Origin of the sequence: Lacrimispora struthionigena (assembly GCF_048627165.1) — a bacterium.
GTDB lineage: Bacteria > Bacillota > Clostridia > Lachnospirales > Lachnospiraceae > Lacrimispora.
The window spans coordinates 2,338,839-2,364,082 of record NZ_JBMBWP010000002.1 but is presented as its reverse complement, the minus strand read 5'-3'; the positions used below and the strand labels follow the sequence as shown (position 1 = coordinate 2,364,082).

The following is a 25,244-nucleotide window of genomic DNA, read 5'->3' as shown; positions in this document are numbered from 1 at the left end:
TAGTTTTGAAGAGGAGATAAATATATAAAATGAGTAAAAGTTTTCTTCACCATATTTGTATACAAACTAACGACTATGAGCAGTCGTTGAAATTTTATTGTAAGATGCTTGATATGGAAATAATAGAGGAAACACCTAATTTCCATGGAAGAGAGTATAATACATGGATTAAAAATGACAGCCTTTGTATTGAATTACAGACACCCAAAAATGAACAACAGTTTGATCAAATAGATGATGAACATACCGGTGTCTCTCATATTTGTCTTTGGGTAGATGATATAAATCAATTATATTATGAACTCGGTGAAAAAGGAGCCTATTCATTTATTAAACATGGCGCAAATGATATTTATGAAGTAAATGGTGGTAAATTATTTAAATTGAAGGCTCCGGAAGGTACAATTATTGAATTTAGAAATAAATTGGGGTGCTGACATATTTTTTGGGGGGTGGAAGGAAACGCGGTTTCTTAAAACGTTGCCATGTCTTAAACTGGCGTATACCTATTAACTACAGTCACTCCGGTATTAATAAATTGTGAACCAGTATCTAATCCCCTTAATGCAGCAATTGCCTCAGCCAAACCCAAATAGCCCATTGTAAATGGGCTTTGTACCAATACAGCTTTTATAATATTATTTCTGATCATTTCCTGAATGGTCTCTGTGATATCAAATCCAATCCCGATAATATTTGTATTATTTTCTTTCAAAGCATTTCCCATTCCTAACGTAGTACCTTCATTGGTTGAAAAGATACCAACAAGATTGGGATTGTCTCTTATATATTTTTTCGTTGCCTGTTTTGCTAATTCCGGGTCACCATTGGTGTAGATCGTATCTAATATTTGATATTGGCTAAACAGATTAAAATAATCGCGGAATCCTAAATCCCGATTTACAGTCGTTCTGTTTTCAGGCGTTACCCCAATGACTCCTATTGAACCACTAGTGAGTCCAGCCTCATCTAATTCGTAATACATATTTTCTCCGGCTATCTTACCAGCTATAAAATTATCTGTAGCTAAGGTTACGATGGCTTGTTCAAATGCGGGTGCATCAACATAAATGATTTTGACACCCTTTGATATCGCTTCTTCAACTGAACTTGAAATCTTTAAAGGATCACTGGCCGCCAACATGATAGCATCTGCTCCCGCTGCTACGGCATTGTTAAGGATCTCGATTTGTTTATTTACATCTCTTGTTATAGGGGCATCCCATACATATGTTACACCTAACATAGAAGCCATTTCTCTGGCACCATTATTCATAAAACTCCAAAATTGATCACTTTTATCCATAGTTACTAAATAAATTTTATAATTCATATATACTATTTGGCTCAAATCTGCATCATCCCCTATATTAATAATCAATTTTTCCTATAGCCGGAATATTTAAGCTTTGGAAGAATACATGGATACTCAATTATATGCGAGGGGGGTGGGGATCATTACTTGAGAACTGAGGTTACCACTTCTATGAAGCCTTGTAATACAGTGTTTTTATTTACTTGTTGCATTTTATCATGTACAGATTTAAGATATTAGAAATGAAATTACCATTAATTGATATGATTAACTGCGAAAGGGTGCATTTGGTATGCGGCTGTTCCATGTAAGCGAGGAGAGTAATATTGATATTTTTAATCCCAGAATTCCGGAAAGAGAGGACTTAGATAAAAGTGTTGGATTAGTATGGGCTATAGATGAAAAGCATTTGCCTAATTTTTTGACTCCAAGAGATTGCCCAAGAGTAACTTACCACGTAGGTGAACATACTTCGAAGCATGATAAAGAGATGTTTTTTACTTCGCCCGAAACTCAGCACGTTGTTATTATCGAAAGTAAATGGTTTGAAACTATGAAAAATACTCATTTATATCTTTATGAATTTGATCCGGAAGGCTTTGAAGTACAGGATGAGACAGCAGGGTATTATATTTCCAGAGAGGCCCAAAAACCCATTGAAAAATATATTGTTAATGATTTATTTGAGGCACTGTTAAAAAGAAATGTGGAACTTCGAATTATTAAGAATTTATGGGAGATTTCTGATAGAATTAAAACTACAACATTAAATTGGTCAATATGCCGTATGGGATATGCGCAGCCAAGATTATGAAAAAATAAAAGAAACCAGGAGAATTTATTATGAATTATGATGCATTAATAATTGTGGACATGCAAACAGCTTTGGTAGAAACTGAGCCCTACAACAGGGTGGGCGTGATAGAAAATATAAAGGCATTATTGGATACCTGCAGAAAAAAAGAGCTCCCCATTATCTACATTCAACACGATGGCGGAACTGGAGATGAATTGGAGCATGGCAGCATCGGCTGGACGATATACAAAGACATAGCTCCCATGCCAGATGAAAAAATATTTGAGAAAGAGTATAACAGTGCATTTAGAAAAACCGGGCTTCATGAATATCTTCAGGAGACAGGTGTAAAAAATATTATTTTATGTGGAATGCAGACGGAGTACTGTTTGGATGTTACCTGTAAAGTGGCGTTTGAATACGAATATGAGGTAACCATACCTCAGTCAACAACAACTACATTTGACAATGCATTTGCAAGCGGGAAAGATTTAGCAGAATATTATGAAAACAAAATTTGGAACAACCGCTATGCAAAGGTTATAAGCATGGAGCAGGTTTTAAAATTAATTGAAGGCTAATTGTATCGGCTATAAGATTTACATTGTTCAAACAATTTCTTGACTCTCACACAATGAGAGGGTTTATACTTACTCTTAATAGCAATTGAGAAGAGGAGGCAAAAGATGGCTTTTGATTTTAAAAAAGAGTATAAAGAATTTTATATGCCAGGGAATAAACCAGAGATAGTGACAGTTCCAGTCGCCAATTATATTGCAGTTAGAGGAAAAGGGAACCCGAATCAGGAAGCCGGAACATATCAGAACGCATTGGGGATCTTATATTCTGTTGCTTATACCATCAAGATGAGTTATAAAAGTTCACATAAAATAGAAGGCTTTTTTGAGTATGTGGTTCCTCCTCTGGAAGGTTTCTGGTGGCAGGATGATGTTAAGGGGGTGGACTACGCACATAAGGACACATTTAATTGGATTTCAGTAATTCGATTGCCGGAATTTGTGACCAAAAAGGACTTTGACTGGGCTGTGACAGAAGCCGGTAAAAAGAAAAAAATGGATTGTTCGCCGGCCGAGTTCTTAACGGTAGATGAAGGGCTATGCGTACAGACCCTGCACATAGGACCATTTGATGATGAACCTGCGACTGTTGCCATTATGAATGAGTATCTGGCTGAAAACGGGTATATGAATGATATGACAGATAAACGTCTTCATCATGAAATTTATCTTTCAGATATCCGTAAGGTGCAACCCTCAAAATGGAAGACAGTTATACGGCATCCTGTTAGAAAGACCTGAATTTAACCGCAAATAATTTTTGGGAGATAAAAAATGAATGATATTAAGGTAATGGTGTGGTTGTTTCCAATCCTCTTTATGTTTCATGATTTTGAAGAAATAATTTTTATGCAATCTTGGATCAGTAAGAACAGAAATTATTTAACCCATAGATTTCCTGCATTATCAAAAAAATTATCCTCTCATTTTGATCAGATAACAACCTCTGCCTTTGCCCTTGGCGTGGCAGAGGAATTTGTCATAATCAGTATTATTACAGTTGTTTCTTATGTGACCAACTGGTATATTCTGTGGACAGGATTATTTATAACGTTTGCTTTGCATTTGGTAATTCACTGTATTCAGGCACTGGTTATAAGAAAATATGTCCCGGCAGTTATTACTAGTATCATCTGCCTGCCAATCTGTATTTATATAATTAGCAATGGGATGAAGCTGTTTCCCCTGAACGATGTTATCTTGTTCTCTGTTTTGACTTTTGCGCTTATGGCCGTTAATTTGATTCTGATCCACAAAGCTATGGAGGTTTTCAGCAAATGGTCAGCACAATATGAACGGCAACATCAATAAATGCAGCAGCCAAATTTTTAAGTCTTATTCCTGTATTCACTTGGCTGGATACCCACACAGGATTTAAAAACTCTGCTGAAATAAGCGCTGTCCGGATAACCGGATAATTCCCCTACCTTCTGAACCTCCATATCCGGATTATGAAGCAGCAGCCGTTTTGCCTCATTGATCCGCAGTCTGGTCAGGTACTTGGAAGGCGTTTCTCCAGTTCTCTTCTTAAATATCTTTCCAAGGTATTCCGGTGTAAATCCGAACCGTTCACTCATTTCCTGAAAAAAGACTTCCTGCTTATAATGCTCCTGAAGATATTTTTCCATAAGTCCGCAGATGGACTCCTGACTCAGCCTTTCAGTCACAGTACAATAAGACTCCAGTGCATTAGTTTCGGATTTCATGGTAATCAGAAGCTTTTGAAGTGACTCAAAAAGGCTTTCTGCAGTGACCGGTTTTAATAAATAATCCACGACCCCATATCGGATAGCGGACTGGGCGTAGGAAAAATCATTATAACCGCTTATGATAATCACCTTAACACTGGGATGATTTTTCTTTAGATAGCTTGCCAGTTCAATTCCGTCACACTGGGGCATACGGATATCGGTAATGATGAGATCGGGACAGTTTGTTTCTGTTATTTCTATGGCTTCCAGTCCATTGGCGGCTTCTCCAGCCAGCTTAAGAGGCAGATTTAAGGAAGTGATTTTCTTGATCAGGTTTTTTCGAATGAGGCTTTCATCTTCCGCCACAAGATAACTATAACTCTGGATGGTGCTCATAATATTCCTCCCTTGTTTGATAGATAGGGCCTCCCACTATAAAACTGGTTTTGCAGGGACTGGAACAGTCAATTTGAAAAACTGCTTCAGTGCCGTAAAGAAGTCTTAGACGCAGGCAGACATTTTTTAGTCCCATATTTCCTATTTGCAAAGAATTCCATTCTTTATTCATATCCAGGTTCTCATAGATCCTTAACAGTTCTTCTTTCTTATCTTCACTTAGAAGTCCTCCATTATCCTCAACTTTTAAATACCACCGTTCATTTTTTGTATAAGATGCAATGGACAACTTCCATGGCGGGGCAATCTGGAATCCGTGCTTGAAGGTATTTTCTACAATTGGCTGGATAATGAGTTTGGGGATATAGAATTCTTCGGTTCCCTCTTCTATGTTCATGGTATAGGTAAAACCTTCGTTATAACGCATCTGCATGCAGTTTAAGTAACATTCCGTATAAAGAACTTCTTCTTTCAGGGGGACAATCATTTCCCTTGAGGATGAAATGTAGCGGAAGTAATCACATAGGTAGCTACACATTCTTACGATGTCCTCATTCATATTTTCTTCTGCCATAACAGAGATATTTGTCAGGCAGTTATAAAGAAAATGAGGATTGATCAGTGACTGGGCCGCCTGAAATTTGGCGCGGGTTTCTTCGGATTTTGATAATAAAACTTCCTGTGAAGTGGAACGCAGTTTCTCGTACATACTGCGGATGGATTCACAGAGAAGGGAAAGTTCCTTTATACTGCTGTCGGCGGAGGTTAAATTGACCTTTTTTTCATCAAGTACCCGGTTGATGGTTATTTTCCCAGTAGCTGCCGTGAGCTTTTCCAGAGGAACGGTCAGACGCTTGGAAATAAAAAAACAAAGAAACAGGGTAACAAGGATGGAAAATGCTCCGATCAGAAAAAATGTTGTACGGAAAAGGGATAGTGACTTATAAAATGCAGATTGGGGCCTGACCAGGATGACCGTCCAGTCGTAGCCTTCGATAGTCTGGAAGGAATAAAGAAACTTTCCGCTGCTTCCGGTACTTATGACTCCCGCCTGGCTTTCCGGTACAGAAGCCTGGGTTATTATGGAGTAATAGTCCGGGTAGGAAGAATTGGAGGCATAAGGATATACCAGCTCCTGCCTGTCATTGTAGATAAAAACATGGCTGTCCGGGTTCTGATGCTCGAGCTGGGAAGAAAGGGAAAAAATCCTGTCACAATCCTGGACAACTTCAACAATTCCCTCCGGTGTGCCGTCAAAGTCCAGAAAAAGACGTACCAGGGAGATGAATTTTTGTGATTTCTGATTTTCGCCTTTTGCAGGCAGCTCTTTGTTTACCACTGGTGCAGTTATGTATTTATGTCCGTTTAATGCAAGAGTCTGGGAGTACCAGGGCAGACGCTCTAAATCTACAGAGGTGGTTCTAAGCCAGTAACCGGCCTCAACGCAGGAACCGTCCATGGTATATAAGTTGATTTCGGAGGCACTTTGATATGCTCCGATCATAGCTGTGACGATATCATGGATTGCCATCGCCTTTTCCCGGGAGGTGGCCAGATATGTGGGCGCCGAAGCATATTTTTGGTATGAGGTGGAGAATTCCCTGAAATTCATTTTAATCGCATTGGAATATACGATATTCATGGAAATCGATGAGAGGTTGTCTAACTGGGTTCTTACGGAGCTTTCTACTGAAGCGCACATGTTTTCCAGATCCTTGGAAGCATCTTTTAATGCATTTTTGCGGTAATGGCTATAAGTAAAGACAAAGAATATAACCAGCAGTATCAGGATCAGAAGACCATATATAATAAAGAGATACCATTTTTGGGAATATTGTTTTCCTTGCCGTTTCATAGAAAAGCACCTCCCTTCGTGCAATATTATACAATGTAGTTCAAAAAAATGCAAATGACAGTTTGGAATTGTCTATTCTGCCCTTTGCGCCCTTGTGGTATTATGAAATTATAACAAATGATTATTTTTATTCAGCAGTATATTTAAGAAAAGTAACAAGTCTAAGTGTGGAGAGTAAAGGAGAAGGTCATGAGAAGAAGCGGAAAGAAATTAATCAGTCTGACTTTGGCAGCAATTCTGGCAGCAGGGATGACAGCGGGCTGCAGTACGGGAACCAGCAGCACAAAAAGTGGTGACAACGACGGTGCGAAAAAGAATGTTACGCTGACATTTGGCAGTCACCAAAGCGGACTTCCTACTTCCGGTATTGTTCAGGAACTTGCCAAAGAGTTTGAAGGAGAGACTGGGATCAAGATTGATTTCCAGATTTCCCCGGATGCCCAGTGGAGAGATTTAATTAAAGTGAAGCTGGATTCAGGGGAGGCACCTGATATTATCTGTGTAGACACACCAATCAGCCTCGTCTCCAGTATTCACATGGATCGGTACTGTGCAGAACTGTCAGATCAGGACTGGGTAAACCGGATGGATGCAAGTGCAAAATCGGCAGTTTCTGTTGATGGTAAAGTATATGGGATCACTTTTCCAGGAGCAAAGATGTATTTTTACCTCTATAACAAGGACATTTTCAACAAACTGGGGCTGAAGGTTCCCACTACCTATGCAGAGTTTAAAGACGTCTGCCAGAAGATTAAGGATTCCGGTACCACACCAATTTATGAAGCCACCACCAATGGCTGGCATCAGGTACTGCCATTGTTTGAAACAGGCGGATTATGGCTGGCACAGGATCCGGATATTTATCAGAAATTAAATGACAATAAAATTGATCTGGATCAGATTCCCGCACTCTCTACCATTATCGGCCAGTTAGATGAATGCGCCAGAGCAGGATATTTTGGAGACGATTATTTAAGCAATGCATGGGAAAATGGAAAAGAAGCAATGGCATCCGGCAGATGTGCCATGACAATTGCGGAACTGGGTTACCGGGGGCAGATTGACGCGGATTATCCTGACTTTAAAGCTTCAGAAAAATTGGGTGCTTTTGTAATGCCATGGGGCGACAATCAAACCGTTGGAGTGAACCCTGCAAGCAATGCTTATTTTATTAACAAGGACGGTAAATATGTAGAGGAAGCAAAGCAGTTTTTTGAATTTCTCTCAAGACCGGAAAACCTACAGAAACGTCTTGATGGACAGCCGGAACTTAGCAATTTATGCTGGTCTGAGATTAAGAGCAAGTATTCGGAAGAGGATCAGAAGTTTCTGGATTCCTTAAAAAAGGCAAACGTGGTTCAGACCTCAGTTAATTACATAGACAGTCAGTGGATGGATGTAGGAAAAGATTTGGAATCCATGTATACCGGCGCAATGACTCCAAAGGATGTGCTCGACTCGATTATGAAACGGCGTACGGAGCAGGCAACGCTCCAAAAAGATCCGGGTTGGGTAAAATAAAGGAACGATGAAATGAACAGAAAAAAAATATACCCATGGTACTATGCTGCCGGCGCAGCCATTCTCTTCTTTCTCCTGTGTTTTCTTCCGGGAGTGCTTGGAATTGCCTATTCCTTTACAGACTGGAATAATTTCAGCGATGAGATTCATTTTGTTGGGCTGGCAAACTATAAGACGGTTTTTCATGGAAATTCGGAATATATGAAATACATAGTGAATACCCTTTGGTTTACAGTTGCAACAACGGTTTTAAAAACGGTTGTGGGTCTGGCACTGGGGCTTCTATTAACCCAGACCTTTATTAAGGGAAAAAATCTCCACCGTATGATCATATTTTCACCCCAGGTCATGTCCTATCTGGTGGTAGGTCTGGTTTTTCGCAGCATGCTACATCCAACCACAGGCTTTTTAAATAATTTCTTAAGAGGAATTGGTTTCGGAGGGCTGGCAAAGAACTGGCTGACTGATTTAAAGTTTGTTTTTCCAACTGTAATCTTAGTTGATACCTGGAAGGGTATGGGATATATTATGGTGATCGTCATTGCGGGGCTGCTTTCTGTAGCCCCGGAATACTACGAGGCTGCCAGCATTGACGGAGCCAGCTTTTTTAAGAAGTTCACCTGTATTACTCTGCCCCTTTTAAAACCGGTTCTTGTAAATGTAACCGTTTTAAATGTGACTTACGGTCTGCGGGTCTTTGATATGATCTATTCCCTGACAAACGGCGGGCCGGGTAATGCAACCGGAGTGATTAATACAGCAGTGTATAAAGAATTTTCCAAAGGCAATCTGGCCATGGGAACCACTCTTTCCAGTATATTATTCCTTGTAGTTCTATCCCTTTTGTATTTCATTATCTGGTCCATGGAAAACAAGGAGGTGGAAGTATGATGAAGAAGAGCATTGTATCCATGGTGGGTAATCTGGTTTCATTTGTAATCAGCCTGATTGTATTACTTCCGCTGGCAGTCTTATTTATCAATTCTTTTAAGACCTCAGCGGAAGCCAACCGGATGACCCTTTCTCTTCCGGAAAAATGGGTGGTTGAAAATTATGTTACAGTGGTTGAGAAGGGGAAATTGTTTTCGTCTTTCTTAAACGGAATTCTATATGCTTCCTGCAGCGTTGTGATAATTGTTATTCTTGTGTCCGCAGCTGCTTTTGTAATCTCCAGGAATCAGAAAGGGATTAACCGCTTTTTGTATTATTTTATTATTTCAGGCATTGCAGTCCCGATTAACAATGTTGCGCTGATGAAGGTTCTACAGGTTCTGCATCTGGTTAATACGCGGATTGGTATTATTCTTTTATACGCCGCAATTAATATTCCTTTAAGTCTTTTTCTATCCTTTGGATTTATTGCGACGATTCCCAGGGAGATTGATGAAGCGGCGGTGATTGACGGGTGTAGTCCCAGACAGCTGTTTCTAAGAGTGATTGTGCCGTTAATCAAGCCCATTATGTCAACGGTATTCGTATTGGAATTTATGACGGTGTGGAACGATTTTACCATGCCCCTGTATTACTTGAATAATTCGAGAAAATGGCCTATGACTCTTGCTGTTTATAGCTTTTTCGGAGCATTTGAGAATTCGTGGAATCTGGTAGCAGCCGATATTATATTAACTCTGGCACCGGTTCTGATCGTATTTATACTGGGCCAGAAGTATATTGTAGGAGGAGTATCCGCTGGTTCGGTTAAGGGATAAGCAACAGGAGGTTTTCATGGAAAGGCAAGAGATAGAGAAATTAATAAAAGAAATGACATTGGAAGAAAAGATAGGGATGATACATGGTCAGGGGATTTTTCATACGGGCGGAGTAATGCGGTTTGATATTCCTCCGCTCTGGATGTCCGATGGGCCAATGGGGGTGAGAAGAGAGTTTGAAGATGATAACTGGAATCCCAGCGGCACTACAGATGATTTTGTTTCCTATTTACCGTCCCATACAGCTCTCGCATGCACGTGGAGCCGCAGACAGGCAGAACAGATGGGGCATGTTTTGGGAGCAGAGGCAAGGGGAAGAGGGAAAGATGTAATCCTGGCTCCGGGAATCAATATAATCCGCACCCCTCTATGTGGCCGTAACTTTGAATATATGAGTGAAGATCCATATCTGACTGCCCAGCTGGCAGTTCCTCTGATAAAAGGAATTCAGGAAAATGATACAGCTGCATGCGTAAAACATTTTGCGGTAAACAATCAGGAAACAAACCGGCTTACTGTCAGTGTGGAGGTCAGTGAACGGGCGCTGCGGGAAATCTACCTGCCAGGTTTTGAAGCAGCAGTAAAAGAGGGGAAGTCCATGACTATTATGGGTGCCTATAATAAGCTGCGGGGAGAATTTTGCTGCCACAACCAGTATCTTCTTCGGGAGATACTCCGTAAGGAATGGAATTTTGACGGAGTCGTCATTTCTGACTGGGGCGCTGTCCATAAAACAGCAGAAGTTGCTTTAGGCGGGCTTGATATTGAAATGTCAGTTACCAATGATTTTAATGATTATTATATGGCAGATCCACTTTACCAAAAGGTGTTGGAAAAAGAAGTGGCTGAGGAAGTTATAAATGAGAAGGTCAGACATATTCTTAATTTAATGAATCGCCTGTCCATGCTTGGAGAGGATAGAAAAAACAGAAATCCAGGTGTGTTTAATATTTCCGCTCATCAGGAAGCAATCCGTTCCTGTGGAGAAGAGGCGGTGGTTCTGTTAAAAAATGAAGAAGATCGGCTCCCCTTAATGCTGGAAGGAAAAAAGCGTCTGGCAATTATTGGTGAAAATGCCGCCGCACTCCATGCCCAGGGAGGTGGAAGTGCCGAAATCAAAGCATTGTATGAGATTTCGCCTCTCATGGGGCTTAAGATTGAGGCTGGTGGTAACATTGGGGTGGATTATGAACCCGGAGTGGGACCAGAGGGACTTAAAAAGGCTGAGATTCTGGTAGCAGAATGTGAAGATGTCATTGTCTTTACCGGTTTAAATCATCAATCAGATGTGGAAGGGCAGGATCGGAAAGATATGAAACTTCCTGTTGGTCAGGAGGAATTAATTTCGGCAATATTAAATGTCAATGAAAATGCTGTTATTGTTGTTCTGGGGGGATCACCGGTGGAATTAGAAGCCTTCGCAGACCGTGCCAAAGCCATTGTTTATACCAGTTACAATGGAATGGAGGGGGGACGGGCGCTTGCCAGAGTTCTTCTGGGCAATGTAAATCCTTCCGGAAAGCTGCCGTTTACGTTTCCAAGGTGCCTGAAAGACTGTCCGGCACATAAACTGGGAGAATTTCCGGGGGATGAGATAGTTGTTTACAGGGAAGGTATATTTGTGGGATACCGATACTTTGAATCAGAACAGGTTCCGGTAAGATATTGCTTTGGTCATGGATTATCTTATACTAAGTTTGGATATGAGAATCTTAGAGTTGAGAAGACCAGTCGTGGTTACTTGGTAAAAGCAGACGTGGAGAACTGTGGAAACCGAGCTGGTCTTGAAACCGTTCAGGTTTACGTCAGGGCAGCAGGAGAGACTATAAAGCGGCCTGTCATGGAGCTGCGGGGGTTTGATAAAGTTTTATTAGAGCCTGGAGAAAAAAGGACGCTGGAGTTCTGCTTAACTAAGAAAGATTTTTCTTATTATAATGAAGAGTTAAAATGTTTTGCTGTACCAGAGGATGAATATGATATCTGTGTCGGAAGTTCTGTTTCGGATATACGTTTAAGGAAGCGGATTGAGGTTGATGAATGCGTTCTGGAGTGAAGAAATTAAATGGGACAGAAACTGATTCATTCAGGTAAGGAGAAAGATATGAAATTCACCAATGGTTTTTGGAAAATAAGAGAGGAAATTACCCCCCTCTATGCAGTTGAATATGGAGGCAGACGGATCAATGGGAGAGAATTAACCATTTATGCTCCTGGAAAACAAATAAGAAGCAGAGGAGACATTCTGAATCTTGGGATGCTGACAATACGCATTACCAGTCCCATGGAAGATGTATTGAAAATCTCCGTCTCTCATTTTGAAGGAGCAGCAGACCCTGGGCCTTTTACAGCAATTGAAGAGTGTGACCCGAGGGTAAACATTGTTGAATCAGAAGAAAATATCATTTTCCAGACAGGCAGCACGAAAGCAGTTGTTGACAAACGGCCTGATTCCTGGGGGATTCGATTTTTAGATGGAGACAGGGAGCTTACCAGTACCGGCTTAAAAAATATGGCCTATATGAAAAACCGGGACAATGGAAAATGCTATATGGTGGAGCAGCTGGCACTTGATGTGGGAGAATATGTTTATGGGATGGGTGAGCGGTTTACACCGTTTGTTAAAAATGGGCAGATCGTGGAAATGTGGAATGAAGATGGAGGAACTGCCAGTGAAATTGCCTATAAAAACATCCCGTTTTATCTTACCAATAAGGGATATGGGGTTTTAGTCAGTAATCCTGGCGATGTGTCCTATGAGGTTGCCAGTGAAAAGGTGGAGCGTATCCAGTTTTCTTTGGAAGGCGAACGTCTGGACTATTATATAATTAATGGCGGCACACCCAAAGGCACCATGAAAAAATACACGGATCTAACCGGAAAACCCTCACTTCCTCCTGCATGGTCCTTTGGACTATGGCTGACCACATCGTTTACTACGGACTATGATGAGGATACCACCTCAGGTTTTATCGATGGTATGGCAAAGCGTGATATCCCTCTGCAGGTTTTTCATTTTGACTGTTTTTGGATGGAAGCATATGAGTGGTGTAATTTTACCTGGGATTCTAAGACATTTCCAGATCCAGTGGGAATGCTCAAACGTTACCATGAAAAAGGGCTTAAAATCTGTGTTTGGATCAATCCATATATAGCCCAGAAGTCTCCTCTGTTTCAGGAGGGAATGGAAAATGGCTATTTCATTAAGAAGAGAGATGGTTCTGTATGGCAGACTGATATGTGGCAGGCAGGTATGGGGGTGGTGGATTTTACCAATCCTGATGCAGCTTTCTGGTATCAGGAAAAGTTAAAAACCCTTCTTACTATGGGCGTTGACTGCTTTAAGACGGATTTTGGTGAAAGAATACCTGTAAAAGATATTGTATATCACGATGGGTCTGATCCGGTACGGATGCATAATTACTATACATATTTATATAACAAAGCTGTCTTTGAAATGCTTGAGAGAGAGCGGGGAGAAGGCGAGGCAGTTTTATTTGCCCGTTCTGCTGCGGCAGGCAGTCAGAAGTTTCCGGTTCATTGGGGAGGAGACTGCTCTGCTTCTTATCCGTCCATGGCTGAGATCCTTCGAAGCGGTTTGTCTCTGGCCTGTTCCGGGTTTGGATTCTGGAGCCATGATATTGGTGGTTTTGAGAGCACTGCAACCGCTGATGTGTATAAACGCTGGTGCCAGTTTGGTCTCTTAAGTTCACACAGCCGTCTTCATGGATCATCTTCCTACCGGGTTCCCTGGCTGTTTGACGAGGAGGCCTGTGATGTACTCCGGAAATTTGTCAAACTGAAATGCAGGTTAATGCCCTATTTATACAGGCAGGCAGTGGCAGCCCATGAAAATGGGATTCCAGTCATGCGCCCCATGTTTATGGAATTTCCTGAGGATCGGGGATGTGAGGTTCTTGACAGACAGTTTATGCTGGGGGACAGTCTTCTCGTAGCTCCTGTTTTTAAAGAATCAGGAGATGTGGAGTATTATCTGCCGGATGGGAAATGGGTGAATTTGCTGAGTGAAAAGGTGATAGAAGGAGGAAGCTGGAAGAAGGAAACATTTGATTATTTCAGTCTGCCGGTTTTAGTGAGAGAAAACAGCATTATAGCGGTTGGCAATTGTGACAGCAGGACTGATTATGACTTTGGTGACGGGGTAGAATTCTGGCTGTCTGTATTTGAAGATGGGGGAATCTGTGAAACATCGGTTACTGATTTAAGCGGCAAAGTTGTGATGAACGTAAAGGCAGTTCGGGAAGCAGATGTGATCCGGCTTTCTGTGGAAGGCGGGGACGGTAACTGGAGTTATAAGGTTTTGGGAGCGCAGAATGTAGAAGTTCTTACAATTTAATGAATCTCTTGACTTTTAACATCTACAGACGTAGACTTTTAATATAATTTACGGTTGTAGATGTTAATTGTTGGTGCAGAATCAATGTATGCAGGAGGGAATGATATGTTTTGTGGCAGTAAGACTTTGATTACTTTAGGTACAGCTTTCTTTATTCTGGCAGCTCCGTTTACTTCTATGGCGGCTTCCAGTACAATTAATGATGTTTCGGTGGATATCCTATCAGCTGGAGGATCGGCAAGCGGAGGCGGTGATTTAGATGTGGTGGTTTCAACCGATTCTAATATGTATCACTTAGATAAAGTATACGATATAGATGAGCCGGATGGTGATTTTAAGGATATTGACCGGCCAACGCTTGTGGTTCGGCTCAGGACTGATGGCAATTATACTTTCTCTAATCGAGCTGTGAAAAATATAAAAATTACCGGAACCAAAGGAACTGTAATCGGCGGCCTGATGAATGAAACAGATATGAAAATATATATCATATTTGATGCTTTAAATGACAATAACAGCAACCATAGTCTGAACGTGATTGATCTTAATGTAAATGGGATGAAATGGGATAAGACAAACGGTCTGGTGAGATGGGATAAGGTAAGTGAAGCCGATGAATATCAGTTAAGACTGTACCGTGGCAGTGGATTGATAAGCTCTTTTATTACGAAAGACCCCAATTATGATTTGTCTGCCTATATAACAAAAGAGGGTAAGTACTCCTATCAGGTCCGTGCAGTAACGGATTCCTCCCTCAAGGGAACATGGTGTAAGTCAGATGCTTTCCAGGTCACTTCCGAAGATGCTTCAAGAATCAGTTTCGGCAAATCGAAGAAGGGCCTGGAAGGTCCTGGAAGCCGTTGGCAATATAAGAATGATAAGTGGTATTTTATGAATGAATCGGGAACCATGGTTACCGGTTGGATCAATTGGAAATCAAAGTGGTATTACTGTGGTAATGATGGTGCCATGTACACCAATACAACGACCCCTGATGGATATAAAGTAGGTAGTGATGGGGCGTGGGTGGAATGATGATTGCATTATAAATAGTTATAAAATCCCCCATCCTGGTGTTAAGGCTGGGGGATTTTGTCATTACAGCTTATAATTATTATGTACGCATTAAGAGGAATTTAATATTTGTCTCAATGATTATTCAAATATTCTTTCTTCAACCGATTAAATTCCGATTCCAACTGATAATCATTTCTCTTCTTTATATAAGCTCCGATCCCATTCTGAAAAGAGGGCTTTGCAAATTTATAAATCCGGTACATCAGCCGTATTCCCCAGAACAAACTAAAAATAAAAGAAACCAAAGCTTTTGTTTCCCTATCCCAGACTAAAACTAAAAAAGCAAAACACATTAGAATAAGCATATAGTCAAGCATTTGGTAAAAAAGATTTCTCTTTATAGCAAGTCTTCGTTTTGCAATTTCCATGATGGTTACATCATCTGGAGTTTGTATGCCCTTTATTTCTTCTGAACATTCATGTGTTGAAGAATCAATAGATTCTGTTACGGTATTTTCTACAGTCATTAAATTTCCCTCCACATATTGCAGCTTCATGCGGATAGTATCTTCTGAGATCCAATCTGCCCGCTGATTTTTGACCAGCTGTAGTGCACGTTTCGGATAGGTTGGTTCTAAAGGAATATCACTGCAATCCACTACATTAATTTGCTTTGATATAATATCACCTCTTTTACCGTTTTTTGTTATGGGTGCCTTCCCCCTGCATTTCGTTTTTTATTATGGGTGTCTTCCCCCTGCAACTAACATCATACCATAATCTACCAGTACTCTCAACATTCCTATGACCGTTTATCATGGTAAGTAAAAAGTATTTCCATAATCTTATTGCCTCAAATCTCCAAATATTTATTGAGGTACAAAGCTTACTCTTGAAAATTGAGAGTTTATTAGATAATATAATTATAATACAGGTTTAAAACTTTAAATGCAGCCTGGGGGGAGGAACCAATATTATAAAAAAAGAAGTCCTAATTCTATTAACTCACCAATGGTGCGACTGGGAAGGAAGTTACGCAATTGCCGTAATTAATTCATTTTCCGATTATACAGTAAAAACCATAGCAATCGATAATCATCCTAAAACCTCAATGGGCGGTATCAAAGCCAGCATTGATTATACCATTGAAGATTACCATTCCTATGACGATCTTGCCATGGTAATTATGCCGGGAGGTCTTTCCTGGGAAGAAAACGATTATATAGAAATAAAAGAATTTGTCAAACAGCTCATCGATAGGAATATTCCAGTAGCAGCAATCTGTGGTGCAACCTATTTCCTGTGTAAGCACGGATTCCTTGATCATGTTAAGCATACCGGAGATTCTTTGGAGTATTTCAAGGGCGTAAAAAATTACAAAGGGGAAGACCTCTATATCCCCGCTCAGGTCGTAGTAGATGGAGGGATCATGACTGCCAATGAAACGGCTGCCGTTGAATTCGCCTATGAGATTTTTAAAATCCTTAAAGTTGACAATGATGAGGAAATGAGTCAGTGGTATGATAATTTTAAGAATGGGGCAGTACGGCAGATTTAGACCATAAAGGAGAAGATATGGATTTCAGAAAAACGTTTGACACAATCCCGGAACAATTTGATAAATGGAGACCAAGGTATTGTGAGGAGCTTTATTCCGAAATAATCACCAAAACAGATCTGGGACCCCACAAATCAGCTCTGGAAATCGGACCGGGGACAGGGCAGGCCACGGAGCCTTTCCTAAAGACAGGATGTGACTATCTGGCGATTGAACTGGGGGAAAATTTTGCGGAGTTCATGACAAACAAATTTGGTACATATGATAATTTCCATATTGTAAATGATGACTTTGAGACCCACAATTTTGAAGACCGAAAATTTGACCTCATATACTCCGCTGCAACTATACAGTGGATTCCGGAGAACATTGGATTTCCCAAAATTTTCGACCTTTTAAAACCAGGTGGGATCCTGGCTATGTTCATGACATACTCTGATTACAAAAGTGGGAATGAAGAGTTGTATGAACAGATGGAGGAAGTATACAGAAAGCATTTTTATGTTGAAACAAAGTATACGTGCAAACTGGACTACGAACATGTTCTCAATTATGGATTTACTGACTTAAACTATTACGAATGGAAAAAAGAAAGATTTTTAAATGCTGACGAGTATGTGGAATACTTAGCAGGAACCCAGGTGGAGCATATAACATTAGAAGAACCCTATAAAACCAGATTTTATGAAGGGATCAGGGAAGCTGTTATGAATGCTGGAAACCAGATAAAAATAATTGACACAATCGCATTATATATGACTAAGAAGCCTGATCCTGATACCGTTTCATTATAATAAATAAAGACTCGGATTTCCTTTTGGGAAGTCCGAGTTTTTTTGTCACTGGTATAGAAAATGCTCTATTTAATAATATTGGTATTCTGGTTAATAATAATTAAGAAATTTCTTTAACAGAATAAGACATTGCATTTAGTGCAATAAAATATTATAATACATAGCTATTCACTTCATATTTATGAATCCATTACAAGGGAGGTAAGCATGATAAATCATGTAAAAAACATACTTAAAATATTCGTGGGAGACTTAAAGCATATATTTTCCAACCCGGTAGCAATGCTGATTGCCTTTGGGCTCACCCTGTTACCTGCATTATATGCCTGGTTTAATATAGCTGCAAGCTGGGATCCCTATGCAAATACCAAGGGATTAAAGGTTGCAGTTGTCAATTTGGATGAAGGCGCCTCCATTGACAGCATTTTTGATTCTGATATTGATGATTCATCCATCAATATTGGTGAGATGATTCTTGATGAACTTAGAAAAAATGATAAAATCGGCTGGCAGTTTGTGGATAAGGACGATGCCATGGATGGGGTGGAGTCCGGGAAATACTATGCTGCAGTGATTGTACCGGAAGACTTCAGTACGAAGATATCAAGCGTTCTGACTTCCCATATTGAACGGCCGGTTTTACAATATTATGTAAATGAAAAAAAGAATGCTGTTGCAACTAAGATCACGGATAAGGGCGTAGCCAGCGTACAGCAGCAGATCAATGAAACATTTATCAGTTCTGCATCCAAAGTGATGGGAAAACTGATAAATGGATATTCCGATGACTGGAGCACCAAGAAAGACACAGACAGAGGGGATGCCATCACCTCCCTGAATGAGATCAAAGACAGTCTTAATCAGCTTACGGATACCATTGGGGTACTAAAAGGAACTCTTCGTACAGTAAACAGCTTAAATGACGGAGTGAAAGGTACCCTGCCAGACGTAAACAAGATGATAACTTCAGGAGAAGACACCGCCCAAAGCGCCAGGACACTGGTTGATTCCACAAGAGGGATGTCAGATATCGTTACGCAAGGAGTGGATGATACCCTGGATCAGATTACCAAGACAGAAGAAACGGTATATGAAACATTTAATGTGCTTGGTAATATATCAGATACATCAGCCGATGCAGCAATCAATACCTTAAAAGCCATGGAAAGCATGACTTCCGCCATGATCACCCAGTTAAACAGTTTCGGCAAGCTTTTAACTGATATCAATACCAAGCTTCCTGTTAAATTAACAGATGTGACTCAGATCCAGCAGGATTTAGGTACTGCAGTAAAACAGCAGCAGGATCTTTTGGTAAAACTTCAGTCAGCGGAAAAAACGGTTAAAGAGACCAGAAGATTACCAAGTGATATGAAAGATGATATTGGGGATAGTCTGTCTCTGGCATATAACACAATCTCTGATATTAATAATTTCTATAAGGGTAAGGTTGAGGTACCTTTAAAAGACAGTCTGGATAAAACCTATGAAGCTCTTGGTACTACTGCAGGAGCACTTGGAAGCATTGGAAATCTGGTAGGACAGATTGATACCACGCTTACCAGCGTCAATACTTCATCTCAAAGCCTCATTGAAGCTTTGGACAGTTCCCTGAATCTGATTAATAAGAGCCAGGAACGTGTTGATGATATGATCGAAGATGTGAATAAAATTGCAGATAATAAGCAGCTGAACAAAATAATGGACATCATGAAGAATGATCCGGAACGGTTCAGTGACTTTATGATGAAGCCTACGGATATGCAGACAAATAAAATATATCCGGTAGAAAATTATGGTTCAGCCATGGCACCATTTTATACCATACTTGCTATTTGGGTCGGAGGCCTGATCCTGGTGGCATTATTGAAAACAAAAGTGGAGCCTTCACGGGCAGAGGGACTGAAGCTGTATGAAACATATTTCGGCAGATACCTTACGTTTATGCTTCTTGGAATTTTACAGGCACTGGTTGTTTCCCTGGGCGATCTCTATATGCTGAAAATCCAGTGCTTAGAACCGGGTAAATTTGTGCTGGCTGCGGTGATTGCAAGTATTATTTTTACAAATATAACGTATTCCATGACGGTGTCTTTTGGAGACGTAGGAAAAGCCATCGTTGTTGTATTTATGGTTATACAGGTAGCTGGATCTGGCGGTACATTCCCCATTCAGGTAACACCAAAATTCTTCCAGATGGTAAATCCCCTGCTTCCTTTCACTCACTTGATTAACGCCATGAGGGAATGTGTGGCAGGACTTTATAAAAATGCTTACTGGATTGACATCAGAAATGTTTTGGTGTATATTCCGCTCTCCCTGTTGGTGGGAATCGTATTAAGGAAGAAGGTGCTTGAACTTAATGAATTTTTTGAAGAAAAACTCAGCCAAACCGGCATCATGTAATAATAAGAAGAAACCCATCATGTGGGCAGCAGGGATCACAGTGGCGGTTATTATTCTTGCAGCAGCAGGCTGGCATTATCTTCCTATCTATTATGCCAGGTTTTATCTTGGCCGCTCTGCACTACAGACACAGGGTATGCTAAAGGAGCTTTGGGGAAGTGAAAAGGGAGATGGAAACGCGTATGAGGATTCCTTCAAACTGGTTGCAGACGAAGCTTACCTAAATGGTAAGTCGGTACTGATTCTTCCCGGGGGGCTTGGTATTTCCGTCACAGAACAGCGAAATTCTGAGAATACATTTGCCCAGGGTAAAGTAGATGTATACTTTCTCGGAGCGATTCGGGAGGGAGCACAATATTGGGCAGATCCTGACAGGGTGGTAATACATGTGCCCCAGATCTCTGCAGCGCTGGTTAAAACAACACAGGCTGATGTTAAGGATCAGATTGGAGTATCCCCCATCCCTCAGAAGAAGGAAAAGATGGAAAATAGCTTAAAGCAGCTGGAAGACCACATCATTGATGTGGTAGGTAAGAGCCGGGTTGAGTTTACAGGAAGAGACAAAAACGGTGTTACCATTCGGGCGCTGGTTCCGGCAAAACAGTTTGAATCCATTTTGCAGGAGACAGGTGAGCTGATGGAGGAAGTTCCCGGAAGTGAGCCAAAAAACTGGGCGAAACTGTTGAAAGAACGAAGGACAGAAGGGGAAAATCAGGAAGTTCTCTTTTCCATACGCAAAGATCTCTCCATTTCACAGGTCATTATACCGGATCTGGCCTATGTTGGATTTCAAAGAGTAGAAAATCAGGGAGCACTTTTATCCGGTCAGATAACTGGAACGGATGGTGAAATCAGTTTTGACACCACGGTGTATTTTGGAAATGGTGATGATAAAAAACGTGCCTTTCAGATAAAAGAATTGAATATTATATACAATAAGAAGGACTTAAATCTCAGACTTAAGCTTAGCGGTGGATACCAGGGCGGAAGAATTTCAGCCGGAGTACTGGAGCCGGAAAAACTTACTGCAGAAGGGGAAGAGACTGTCAGTCTGTCAGAAATAAAGGATAAGTTCCTGGCAATGATAAAAATATTGGGATTGGATGTAGAATAAATTGCAAAATTCTATTGACAAATACAACTGTAACTTTTATAATAACAGTAACAAAACAAAGTAAGAGAAATTCAGAGGATATACAGTCCTGTACATAACAGGGCATAATCCATGAAATAATGATAAGACTAATGGAATAAAGCAATTTCCCTGAAATATGAGATAGAATGAAGGAGGAGTAACATATGTCAATCGTAACATTAACAAAGCAGAACTTTGATGAAGAGGTTTTAAAAACTGACGATGTAGTGCTGGTGGATTTCTGGGCAACCTGGTGTGGTCCATGTAAGATGTTTGCACCGGTTCTTGATGAGATTGCATCTGAGAATCATTCCGGTTTAAAGATTGGTAAGGTTGATGTGGACAATGAGCCGGATCTTGCCGGACAGTTTAAGGTTATGAGCATTCCTACGGTAGGAATTTTCAAGGGCGGTAAGCTGGCGGCAACTTCTGTAGGAGTAAAATCCAAGAAAGACATTCTGCAGATGGTAGAGCAGGTAAAATAATCAGACTCATAAAACCACAGGTCAATCCGGTGAAAGGAGGAACCTGTGGTTTTTTTTGAAAAGAAATAACAAATAAGTAGGTATTGACATTCCCCTATACGGGAAGGATTATACTGGTTCTATATGTATATAGTACGAATGATAAAATGAGTAAATCGAACACGGAACACATAGACAATGCCAGTGCTTATGGGGGTTTACATGGAAGAAAAAAAACTGTACTCAATAGGGGAAGTGAGTAAGATCTGCAACATTTCAACAAAGGCTCTGCGTTTTTACGACAAGATCGGAATCATATCACCAGATATGATATGTAAGGAGAACAGCTACCGCTATTACAACAAAGAAACACTTATGACCGTACCAGTTGTAAAGTATTATAAGCAAATGGGATTTAAGCTGGAAGAGATGCAGGGGCTTGTCGAGGGCAATACCTACTATTATCTGGAACAGAATTTCCGCAACAAAATCGACCAGCTCTGCCTTCAGGAGCAACAGATTCACAACAGCTATGTAGCTGTTAAGGATTGGTACGAGCTGATTCAGGAAGCCAAAATGGTGCTCCAGAACAATGTACATGAGGTATCTGTGAGATTCCTTCCGGAGTCCACGTTTTGCAGCCTGACACAGAGTTTTGGATACAATTATATGGAATCCATTATTAATATAGAATGGACCAATCACCTTGAAAAGGCTGAGAATGAGATTACAGGCCCTGTAATTCTTAAGTTTGACTCCTTCGAGGATAAGATGAAAGGCAATTGCAATACTGCAACCATTATGCAGAAAGCCATTCACCCCTGCAAGGAATGCTTAAACCGTCAGACTTATGGAGGTATCATGGTCGCTTCCGTCTATCATATTGGAAAACATGAGACCATAGACGAAGAATACGAACGGATTGTAAGCTGGGCAGCCAAGCGGGGATATCAGTGCGGGAAAGAAAGCTTCGAGCGTTATGTGGTGGATTACTGGACGACCAGGAACCCGGAAGAGTTCGTAACAGAAGTGATTGTCCCGGTTTACCGCCAGTAGGGGAGCATGAACCGCAGACCCAACGGATTAAAAAGGTAATCTAACAGGTTCTTTTGGAACAGAAATGAGTAAAAATTTCTGTTTCAGGAGAGCCTTTTTTATGTGTGGAGCATCAGGGTAAAAATTACCATTTAAACTGGTGTAAAAATAAAAAAAAATCAGTTGACATTCCCCATAGGGGGAAGTCCTATACTAAATGCATAGAAAAATGCAGGCAGCCACTAGAAAATTAGTAACATTAACAGGCGTCGTGCATTTTCTAAACGTTTTCAGCTGAACGTGAAAGAAAAAGCAACAGGACAACTTAAATTTTGTGCACTATTCAGATGGGGAAGGAAACTTAAATGACGGAAGCGCGAAAGAAATTTAAACGAATTGGCGTTACAACCGGTTTGATATCCGGTCTCATGTACGGGTTATACACCACCTTTGTACTGATCGCCGGATACTACAAACCACTTGCCGGGGCAGTGGGGCTTTTTGCTGCTCCCTACGTAACATCTGGTCTCAATGACTTATTTGCCGGGATCTGGCTTACTGTGTACAACATAAAGACCGGAAGAATACGTGAGATCGGAAGAAGCTTAAAACTGTTTCCAGGCAAAATCATTTTACTTGGTTCCCTTGTAGGAGGACCAATTGCCAGCGGTGCATACTTAATGGGCCTGGCAATGGCAGGAGCTTATGCAATCCCGATTTCTGCCATGTACATTCTTTTCGGAGCATTATTTGCACGGATCTTCTTAAAACAGAAAATTGTACCCAGAGTTGGTCTTGGTATGTTTATCTGTGTTGTTGGAGCAATCGTTATTAACTGGGTAAAACCAGAAGGAAGCTCCAATTTTACTCTTGGTATCATTTGTGCCTTTGTAGCAGCAATTGGCTGGGCGCTGGAAGGCGTATTTGCAGCTTACGGAAGTGCAATGCTTGACACAGATGTAGTAATCAATATCCGTCAGCTTTTATCCGGAATTGTAGATTTAATTGTAATTCTGCCTATCGTAGGCGGTATGGGACTTTTAAAAGGCACACTCTTTTCCCTGCCTCCCATTGCATGGCTGATCGTTTCCGGTCTCTGTGCGGCAATCTCCTATCTCTGCTGGTATAAGTCAAACAGCACGGTAGGCTGTGCCATGGGAATGTCACTGAACATCACCTACGCGTTCTGGGGCGTGCTGTTTTGTATCCTGTTTATCAAACAGCCAGTAACCCCGACCATTATCATTGGTTCTATTATCATTATCATCGGAGCTGTACTGGTATCCGTTGACCCATTTGAATTGCTAAATAAAAAGGAGGACTAAACAATGAAATATGATGCATTAGGAATGATCGAAACAAAAGGTTTAATCGGCTCAATCGAAGCTGCAGACGCTATGGTAAAAGCAGCAAATGTAACACTTGTTGGTAAAGAATTTGTAGGCGGCGGACTTGTTACTGTTATGGTAAGAGGTGATGTAGGTGCAGTAAAAGCAGCTACTGACGCAGGCGCAGCAGCAGCACAGAGAGTTGGAGAACTGGTATCTGTACACGTGATTCCACGTCCACATGCAGAAGTTGAGACAATTCTTCCGAAGGATAAAAAGGAGATTAAGTAATGGGTAACCAAGGAATGACATCAGCATCTGCGGATGCGAAAATGGCAGCTATTAACAAAAAATTCAGGACAACTGGAATGGCAACCGGTGCATTCTCCGGACTTACCTACGGAATTTATACAGTTCTTGTACTGGTAGCCGGTTACTATGAACCTCTTGCCAGCGCAGCAGGCCTTTTAGCAGGACCATACGTATTATCCGGCTTAAATGACCTTTTCGCAGGAATCTGGCTGACTGCATACAATGCAAAGAGCGGCCGTCTCCGTGAGATGGGCAGAAGTCTTAATACATTCCCTGGAAAAATGATTGTAATCGGATCCATTCTTGGAGGACCTATTGCAAACGGCGCTTATCTGGTTGGTCTTGCCATGGCAGGAGCTTACGCAATCCCGATCTCCGCATTATGCAGTTTGTTTGGTGCAATTTTTGCCTGGATCTTCTTAAAACAGAAAATTACAAAAAGAGTTATGGTTGGTATGGTTGTATGTGTGGCTGGTGCCATTATTATCAACTGGGCCAAGCCGGAAGGCAGTGATAACTTCACTCTGGGAATTATCTTCTCCTTCATCGCAGCAATCTGCTGGGCGCTGGAAGGTGTATTCTCTACCTACGGCGGAGCTATGATTGACACTGATGTTGCTGTAAACTTACGTCAGCTCATCTCCGGTATTATAGACTTATTCGTAATTCTTCCTATCGTTGGAGGCTTAGGACTTTTAGGCGGAACTTTAACAGCAGGAATTCCAGTTATCTGGCTTGCAGTTGCAGGCTTAAGCGCAGCAGTATCTTTCCTTTGCTGGTATAAGAGCAACTCTACGGTTGGCTGTGCGATTGGTATGTCCTTAAATGTAACATATGCGTTCTGGGGCGTTTTCTTCTGTATCCTGTTTCTGGGACAGGCAGTTACCCCTACGATTGTAATCGGCTCTATCGTAATCGTATTAGGTGCGATTGTAGTTACCATGAATCCACTGGATTTATTCAGGAAAGGGGAATAAAAA

At 41.0% G+C, this 25,244-nt stretch carries 24 protein-coding genes; 20 read left to right on the top strand and 4 right to left on the bottom strand.

Annotated elements, in window-relative coordinates:
• Positions 1-29: 29 nt before the first annotated feature.
• Complete coding sequence (locus ACOAOT_RS20020; RefSeq protein WP_420218583.1) at positions 30-437, top strand: VOC family protein; 408 nt, start codon at positions 30-32, stop codon at positions 435-437.
• A gap of 53 nt (positions 438-490) precedes the next feature.
• Here the strand turns inward: ACOAOT_RS20020 and ACOAOT_RS20015 are convergent, their stop codons facing one another.
• Positions 491-1,351, bottom strand: coding sequence for a substrate-binding domain-containing protein (locus ACOAOT_RS20015; protein WP_420218582.1), 861 nt, complete (start codon positions 1,349-1,351; stop codon positions 491-493).
• A gap of 256 nt (positions 1,352-1,607) precedes the next feature.
• On the opposite strand from ACOAOT_RS20015, the gene ACOAOT_RS20010 reads away from it, so the two are divergent.
• From ACOAOT_RS20010 to ACOAOT_RS19995, 4 genes are all read left to right on the top strand, one after another.
• On the top strand, positions 1,608-2,129 hold the full coding sequence (locus ACOAOT_RS20010) for a DUF6886 family protein (protein ID WP_420218581.1): 522 nt from the start codon (positions 1,608-1,610) through the stop codon (positions 2,127-2,129).
• A gap of 29 nt (positions 2,130-2,158) precedes the next feature.
• Positions 2,159-2,692, top strand: a complete 534-nt coding sequence (locus tag ACOAOT_RS20005; protein ID WP_420218580.1) for a cysteine hydrolase family protein — start codon at positions 2,159-2,161, stop codon at positions 2,690-2,692.
• Positions 2,693-2,797: 105 nt separating this feature from the next.
• Complete coding sequence (locus ACOAOT_RS20000; protein WP_420218579.1) at positions 2,798-3,430, top strand: GyrI-like domain-containing protein; 633 nt, start codon at positions 2,798-2,800, stop codon at positions 3,428-3,430.
• Positions 3,431-3,463: 33 nt separating this feature from the next.
• Complete coding sequence (locus ACOAOT_RS19995; RefSeq protein ID WP_420218578.1) at positions 3,464-4,000, top strand: HXXEE domain-containing protein; 537 nt, start codon at positions 3,464-3,466, stop codon at positions 3,998-4,000.
• Between the two features lie 17 nt (positions 4,001-4,017).
• Here the strand turns inward: ACOAOT_RS19995 and ACOAOT_RS19990 are convergent, their stop codons facing one another.
• Both ACOAOT_RS19990 and ACOAOT_RS19985 read right to left on the bottom strand, forming a co-directional pair.
• The gene (locus tag ACOAOT_RS19990) at positions 4,018-4,776 is read right to left on the bottom strand and encodes a response regulator (protein WP_420218577.1); all 759 of its coding nucleotides are present in this window, start codon (positions 4,774-4,776) and stop codon (positions 4,018-4,020) included.
• Complete coding sequence (locus tag ACOAOT_RS19985) at positions 4,754-6,631, bottom strand: cache domain-containing sensor histidine kinase (RefSeq protein WP_420218576.1); 1,878 nt, start codon at positions 6,629-6,631, stop codon at positions 4,754-4,756. The genes ACOAOT_RS19990 and ACOAOT_RS19985 overlap by 23 nt, the downstream gene beginning before the upstream one ends.
• Before the next feature lie 189 nt (positions 6,632-6,820).
• Between ACOAOT_RS19985 and ACOAOT_RS19980 the strand changes: the two genes are divergently transcribed.
• The 6 genes from ACOAOT_RS19980 (at position 6,821) to ACOAOT_RS19955 (ending at position 15,250) form a co-directional block, all read left to right on the top strand.
• Positions 6,821-8,152, top strand: coding sequence for an ABC transporter substrate-binding protein (locus ACOAOT_RS19980; protein ID WP_420218575.1), 1,332 nt, complete (start codon positions 6,821-6,823; stop codon positions 8,150-8,152).
• A gap of 12 nt (positions 8,153-8,164) precedes the next feature.
• Positions 8,165-9,043, top strand: coding sequence for a carbohydrate ABC transporter permease (locus tag ACOAOT_RS19975; protein WP_104433665.1), 879 nt, complete (start codon positions 8,165-8,167; stop codon positions 9,041-9,043).
• Positions 9,040-9,861, top strand: coding sequence for a carbohydrate ABC transporter permease (locus ACOAOT_RS19970; RefSeq protein WP_420218574.1), 822 nt, complete (start codon positions 9,040-9,042; stop codon positions 9,859-9,861). The genes ACOAOT_RS19975 and ACOAOT_RS19970 overlap by 4 nt, the downstream gene beginning before the upstream one ends.
• Positions 9,862-9,877: 16 nt before the next feature.
• Entirely contained in the window at positions 9,878-11,914 is a 2,037-nt protein-coding gene (locus ACOAOT_RS19965) for a beta-glucosidase family protein (protein WP_420218573.1), read from the top strand.
• A 48-nt stretch (positions 11,915-11,962) separates the two neighbouring features.
• Positions 11,963-14,215, top strand: coding sequence for an alpha-xylosidase (gene yicI, locus ACOAOT_RS19960; protein ID WP_420219458.1), 2,253 nt, complete (start codon positions 11,963-11,965; stop codon positions 14,213-14,215).
• Between the two features lie 105 nt (positions 14,216-14,320).
• The gene (locus tag ACOAOT_RS19955; RefSeq protein WP_420218572.1) at positions 14,321-15,250 is read left to right on the top strand and encodes a hypothetical protein; all 930 of its coding nucleotides are present in this window, start codon (positions 14,321-14,323) and stop codon (positions 15,248-15,250) included.
• A gap of 113 nt (positions 15,251-15,363) precedes the next feature.
• On the opposite strand, the gene ACOAOT_RS19950 is transcribed toward ACOAOT_RS19955, so the two are convergent.
• Positions 15,364-15,759 (bottom strand): hypothetical protein, encoded by a 396-nt coding sequence (locus ACOAOT_RS19950; protein WP_420218571.1) that lies wholly within the window; start codon positions 15,757-15,759, stop codon positions 15,364-15,366.
• Between the two features lie 428 nt (positions 15,760-16,187).
• Here ACOAOT_RS19950 and ACOAOT_RS19945 point away from each other — a divergent pair, with 428 nt between their 5' ends.
• The 9 genes from ACOAOT_RS19945 (at position 16,188) to ACOAOT_RS19905 (ending at position 25,241) form a co-directional block, all read left to right on the top strand.
• The gene (locus ACOAOT_RS19945) at positions 16,188-16,790 is read left to right on the top strand and encodes a type 1 glutamine amidotransferase family protein (RefSeq protein ID WP_420219457.1); all 603 of its coding nucleotides are present in this window, start codon (positions 16,188-16,190) and stop codon (positions 16,788-16,790) included.
• 17 nt (positions 16,791-16,807) lie between these two features.
• Positions 16,808-17,584 (top strand): class I SAM-dependent methyltransferase, encoded by a 777-nt coding sequence (locus ACOAOT_RS19940; protein WP_420218570.1) that lies wholly within the window; start codon positions 16,808-16,810, stop codon positions 17,582-17,584.
• Positions 17,585-17,791: 207 nt separating this feature from the next.
• Positions 17,792-19,990, top strand: coding sequence for a YhgE/Pip domain-containing protein (locus ACOAOT_RS19935; RefSeq protein ID WP_420218569.1), 2,199 nt, complete (start codon positions 17,792-17,794; stop codon positions 19,988-19,990).
• A complete protein-coding gene (locus ACOAOT_RS19930; RefSeq protein WP_420218568.1) occupies positions 19,947-21,104 on the top strand; it encodes a hypothetical protein in 1,158 nt (385 codons plus the stop codon). Before ACOAOT_RS19935 ends, ACOAOT_RS19930 begins: the two co-directional genes overlap by 44 nt.
• 185 nt (positions 21,105-21,289) lie before the next feature.
• A complete protein-coding gene (gene trxA, locus ACOAOT_RS19925) occupies positions 21,290-21,610 on the top strand; it encodes a thioredoxin (protein ID WP_097003120.1) in 321 nt (106 codons plus the stop codon).
• A 201-nt stretch (positions 21,611-21,811) separates the two neighbouring features.
• The gene (locus tag ACOAOT_RS19920; protein WP_420218567.1) at positions 21,812-22,645 is read left to right on the top strand and encodes a MerR family transcriptional regulator; all 834 of its coding nucleotides are present in this window, start codon (positions 21,812-21,814) and stop codon (positions 22,643-22,645) included.
• Between the two features lie 344 nt (positions 22,646-22,989).
• Positions 22,990-23,949: a DMT family transporter gene (locus ACOAOT_RS19915; protein WP_420218566.1), complete on the top strand. Its 960-nt coding sequence runs from the start codon at positions 22,990-22,992 to the stop codon at positions 23,947-23,949.
• 3 nt (positions 23,950-23,952) lie between these two features.
• On the top strand, positions 23,953-24,243 hold the full coding sequence (eutM, locus tag ACOAOT_RS19910) for an ethanolamine utilization microcompartment protein EutM (protein ID WP_097003123.1): 291 nt from the start codon (positions 23,953-23,955) through the stop codon (positions 24,241-24,243).
• Entirely contained in the window at positions 24,243-25,241 is a 999-nt protein-coding gene (locus ACOAOT_RS19905) for a DMT family transporter (RefSeq protein WP_420218565.1), read from the top strand. The genes eutM and ACOAOT_RS19905 overlap by 1 nt, the downstream gene beginning before the upstream one ends.
• Positions 25,242-25,244 lie beyond the last annotated feature (3 nt).

Bases quoted from the DNA above. Each gene is read 5' to 3' on its own strand.
- ACOAOT_RS19950 (WP_420218571.1), bottom strand. From the start codon at position 15,759: ATGACTGTAGAAAATACCGTAACAGAATCTATTGATTCTTCAACACAT.
- ACOAOT_RS20010 (WP_420218581.1), top strand. From the start codon at position 1,608: ATGCGGCTGTTCCATGTAAGCGAGGAGAGTAATATTGATATTTTTAAT.
- ACOAOT_RS19940 (WP_420218570.1), top strand. From the start codon at position 16,808: ATGGATTTCAGAAAAACGTTTGACACAATCCCGGAACAATTTGATAAA.
- ACOAOT_RS19970 (WP_420218574.1), top strand. From the start codon at position 9,040: ATGATGAAGAAGAGCATTGTATCCATGGTGGGTAATCTGGTTTCATTT.
- ACOAOT_RS19980 (WP_420218575.1), top strand. From the start codon at position 6,821: ATGAGAAGAAGCGGAAAGAAATTAATCAGTCTGACTTTGGCAGCAATT.
- ACOAOT_RS19985 (WP_420218576.1), bottom strand. From the start codon at position 6,631: ATGAAACGGCAAGGAAAACAATATTCCCAAAAATGGTATCTCTTTATT.
- ACOAOT_RS19990 (WP_420218577.1), bottom strand. From the start codon at position 4,776: ATGAGCACCATCCAGAGTTATAGTTATCTTGTGGCGGAAGATGAAAGC.
- ACOAOT_RS19930 (WP_420218568.1), top strand. From the start codon at position 19,947: ATGAATTTTTTGAAGAAAAACTCAGCCAAACCGGCATCATGTAATAAT.
- ACOAOT_RS19995 (WP_420218578.1), top strand. From the start codon at position 3,464: ATGAATGATATTAAGGTAATGGTGTGGTTGTTTCCAATCCTCTTTATG.
- ACOAOT_RS19965 (WP_420218573.1), top strand. From the start codon at position 9,878: ATGGAAAGGCAAGAGATAGAGAAATTAATAAAAGAAATGACATTGGAA.
- ACOAOT_RS19915 (WP_420218566.1), top strand. From the start codon at position 22,990: ATGACGGAAGCGCGAAAGAAATTTAAACGAATTGGCGTTACAACCGGT.
- ACOAOT_RS20020 (WP_420218583.1), top strand. From the start codon at position 30: ATGAGTAAAAGTTTTCTTCACCATATTTGTATACAAACTAACGACTAT.
- ACOAOT_RS19975 (WP_104433665.1), top strand. From the start codon at position 8,165: ATGAACAGAAAAAAAATATACCCATGGTACTATGCTGCCGGCGCAGCC.
- trxA (WP_097003120.1), top strand. From the start codon at position 21,290: ATGTCAATCGTAACATTAACAAAGCAGAACTTTGATGAAGAGGTTTTA.
- eutM (WP_097003123.1), top strand. From the start codon at position 23,953: ATGAAATATGATGCATTAGGAATGATCGAAACAAAAGGTTTAATCGGC.
- ACOAOT_RS19955 (WP_420218572.1), top strand. From the start codon at position 14,321: ATGTTTTGTGGCAGTAAGACTTTGATTACTTTAGGTACAGCTTTCTTT.
- ACOAOT_RS19920 (WP_420218567.1), top strand. From the start codon at position 21,812: ATGGAAGAAAAAAAACTGTACTCAATAGGGGAAGTGAGTAAGATCTGC.
- ACOAOT_RS19935 (WP_420218569.1), top strand. From the start codon at position 17,792: ATGATAAATCATGTAAAAAACATACTTAAAATATTCGTGGGAGACTTA.
- ACOAOT_RS19905 (WP_420218565.1), top strand. From the start codon at position 24,243: ATGGGTAACCAAGGAATGACATCAGCATCTGCGGATGCGAAAATGGCA.
- yicI (WP_420219458.1), top strand. From the start codon at position 11,963: ATGAAATTCACCAATGGTTTTTGGAAAATAAGAGAGGAAATTACCCCC.
- ACOAOT_RS20000 (WP_420218579.1), top strand. From the start codon at position 2,798: ATGGCTTTTGATTTTAAAAAAGAGTATAAAGAATTTTATATGCCAGGG.
- ACOAOT_RS20005 (WP_420218580.1), top strand. From the start codon at position 2,159: ATGAATTATGATGCATTAATAATTGTGGACATGCAAACAGCTTTGGTA.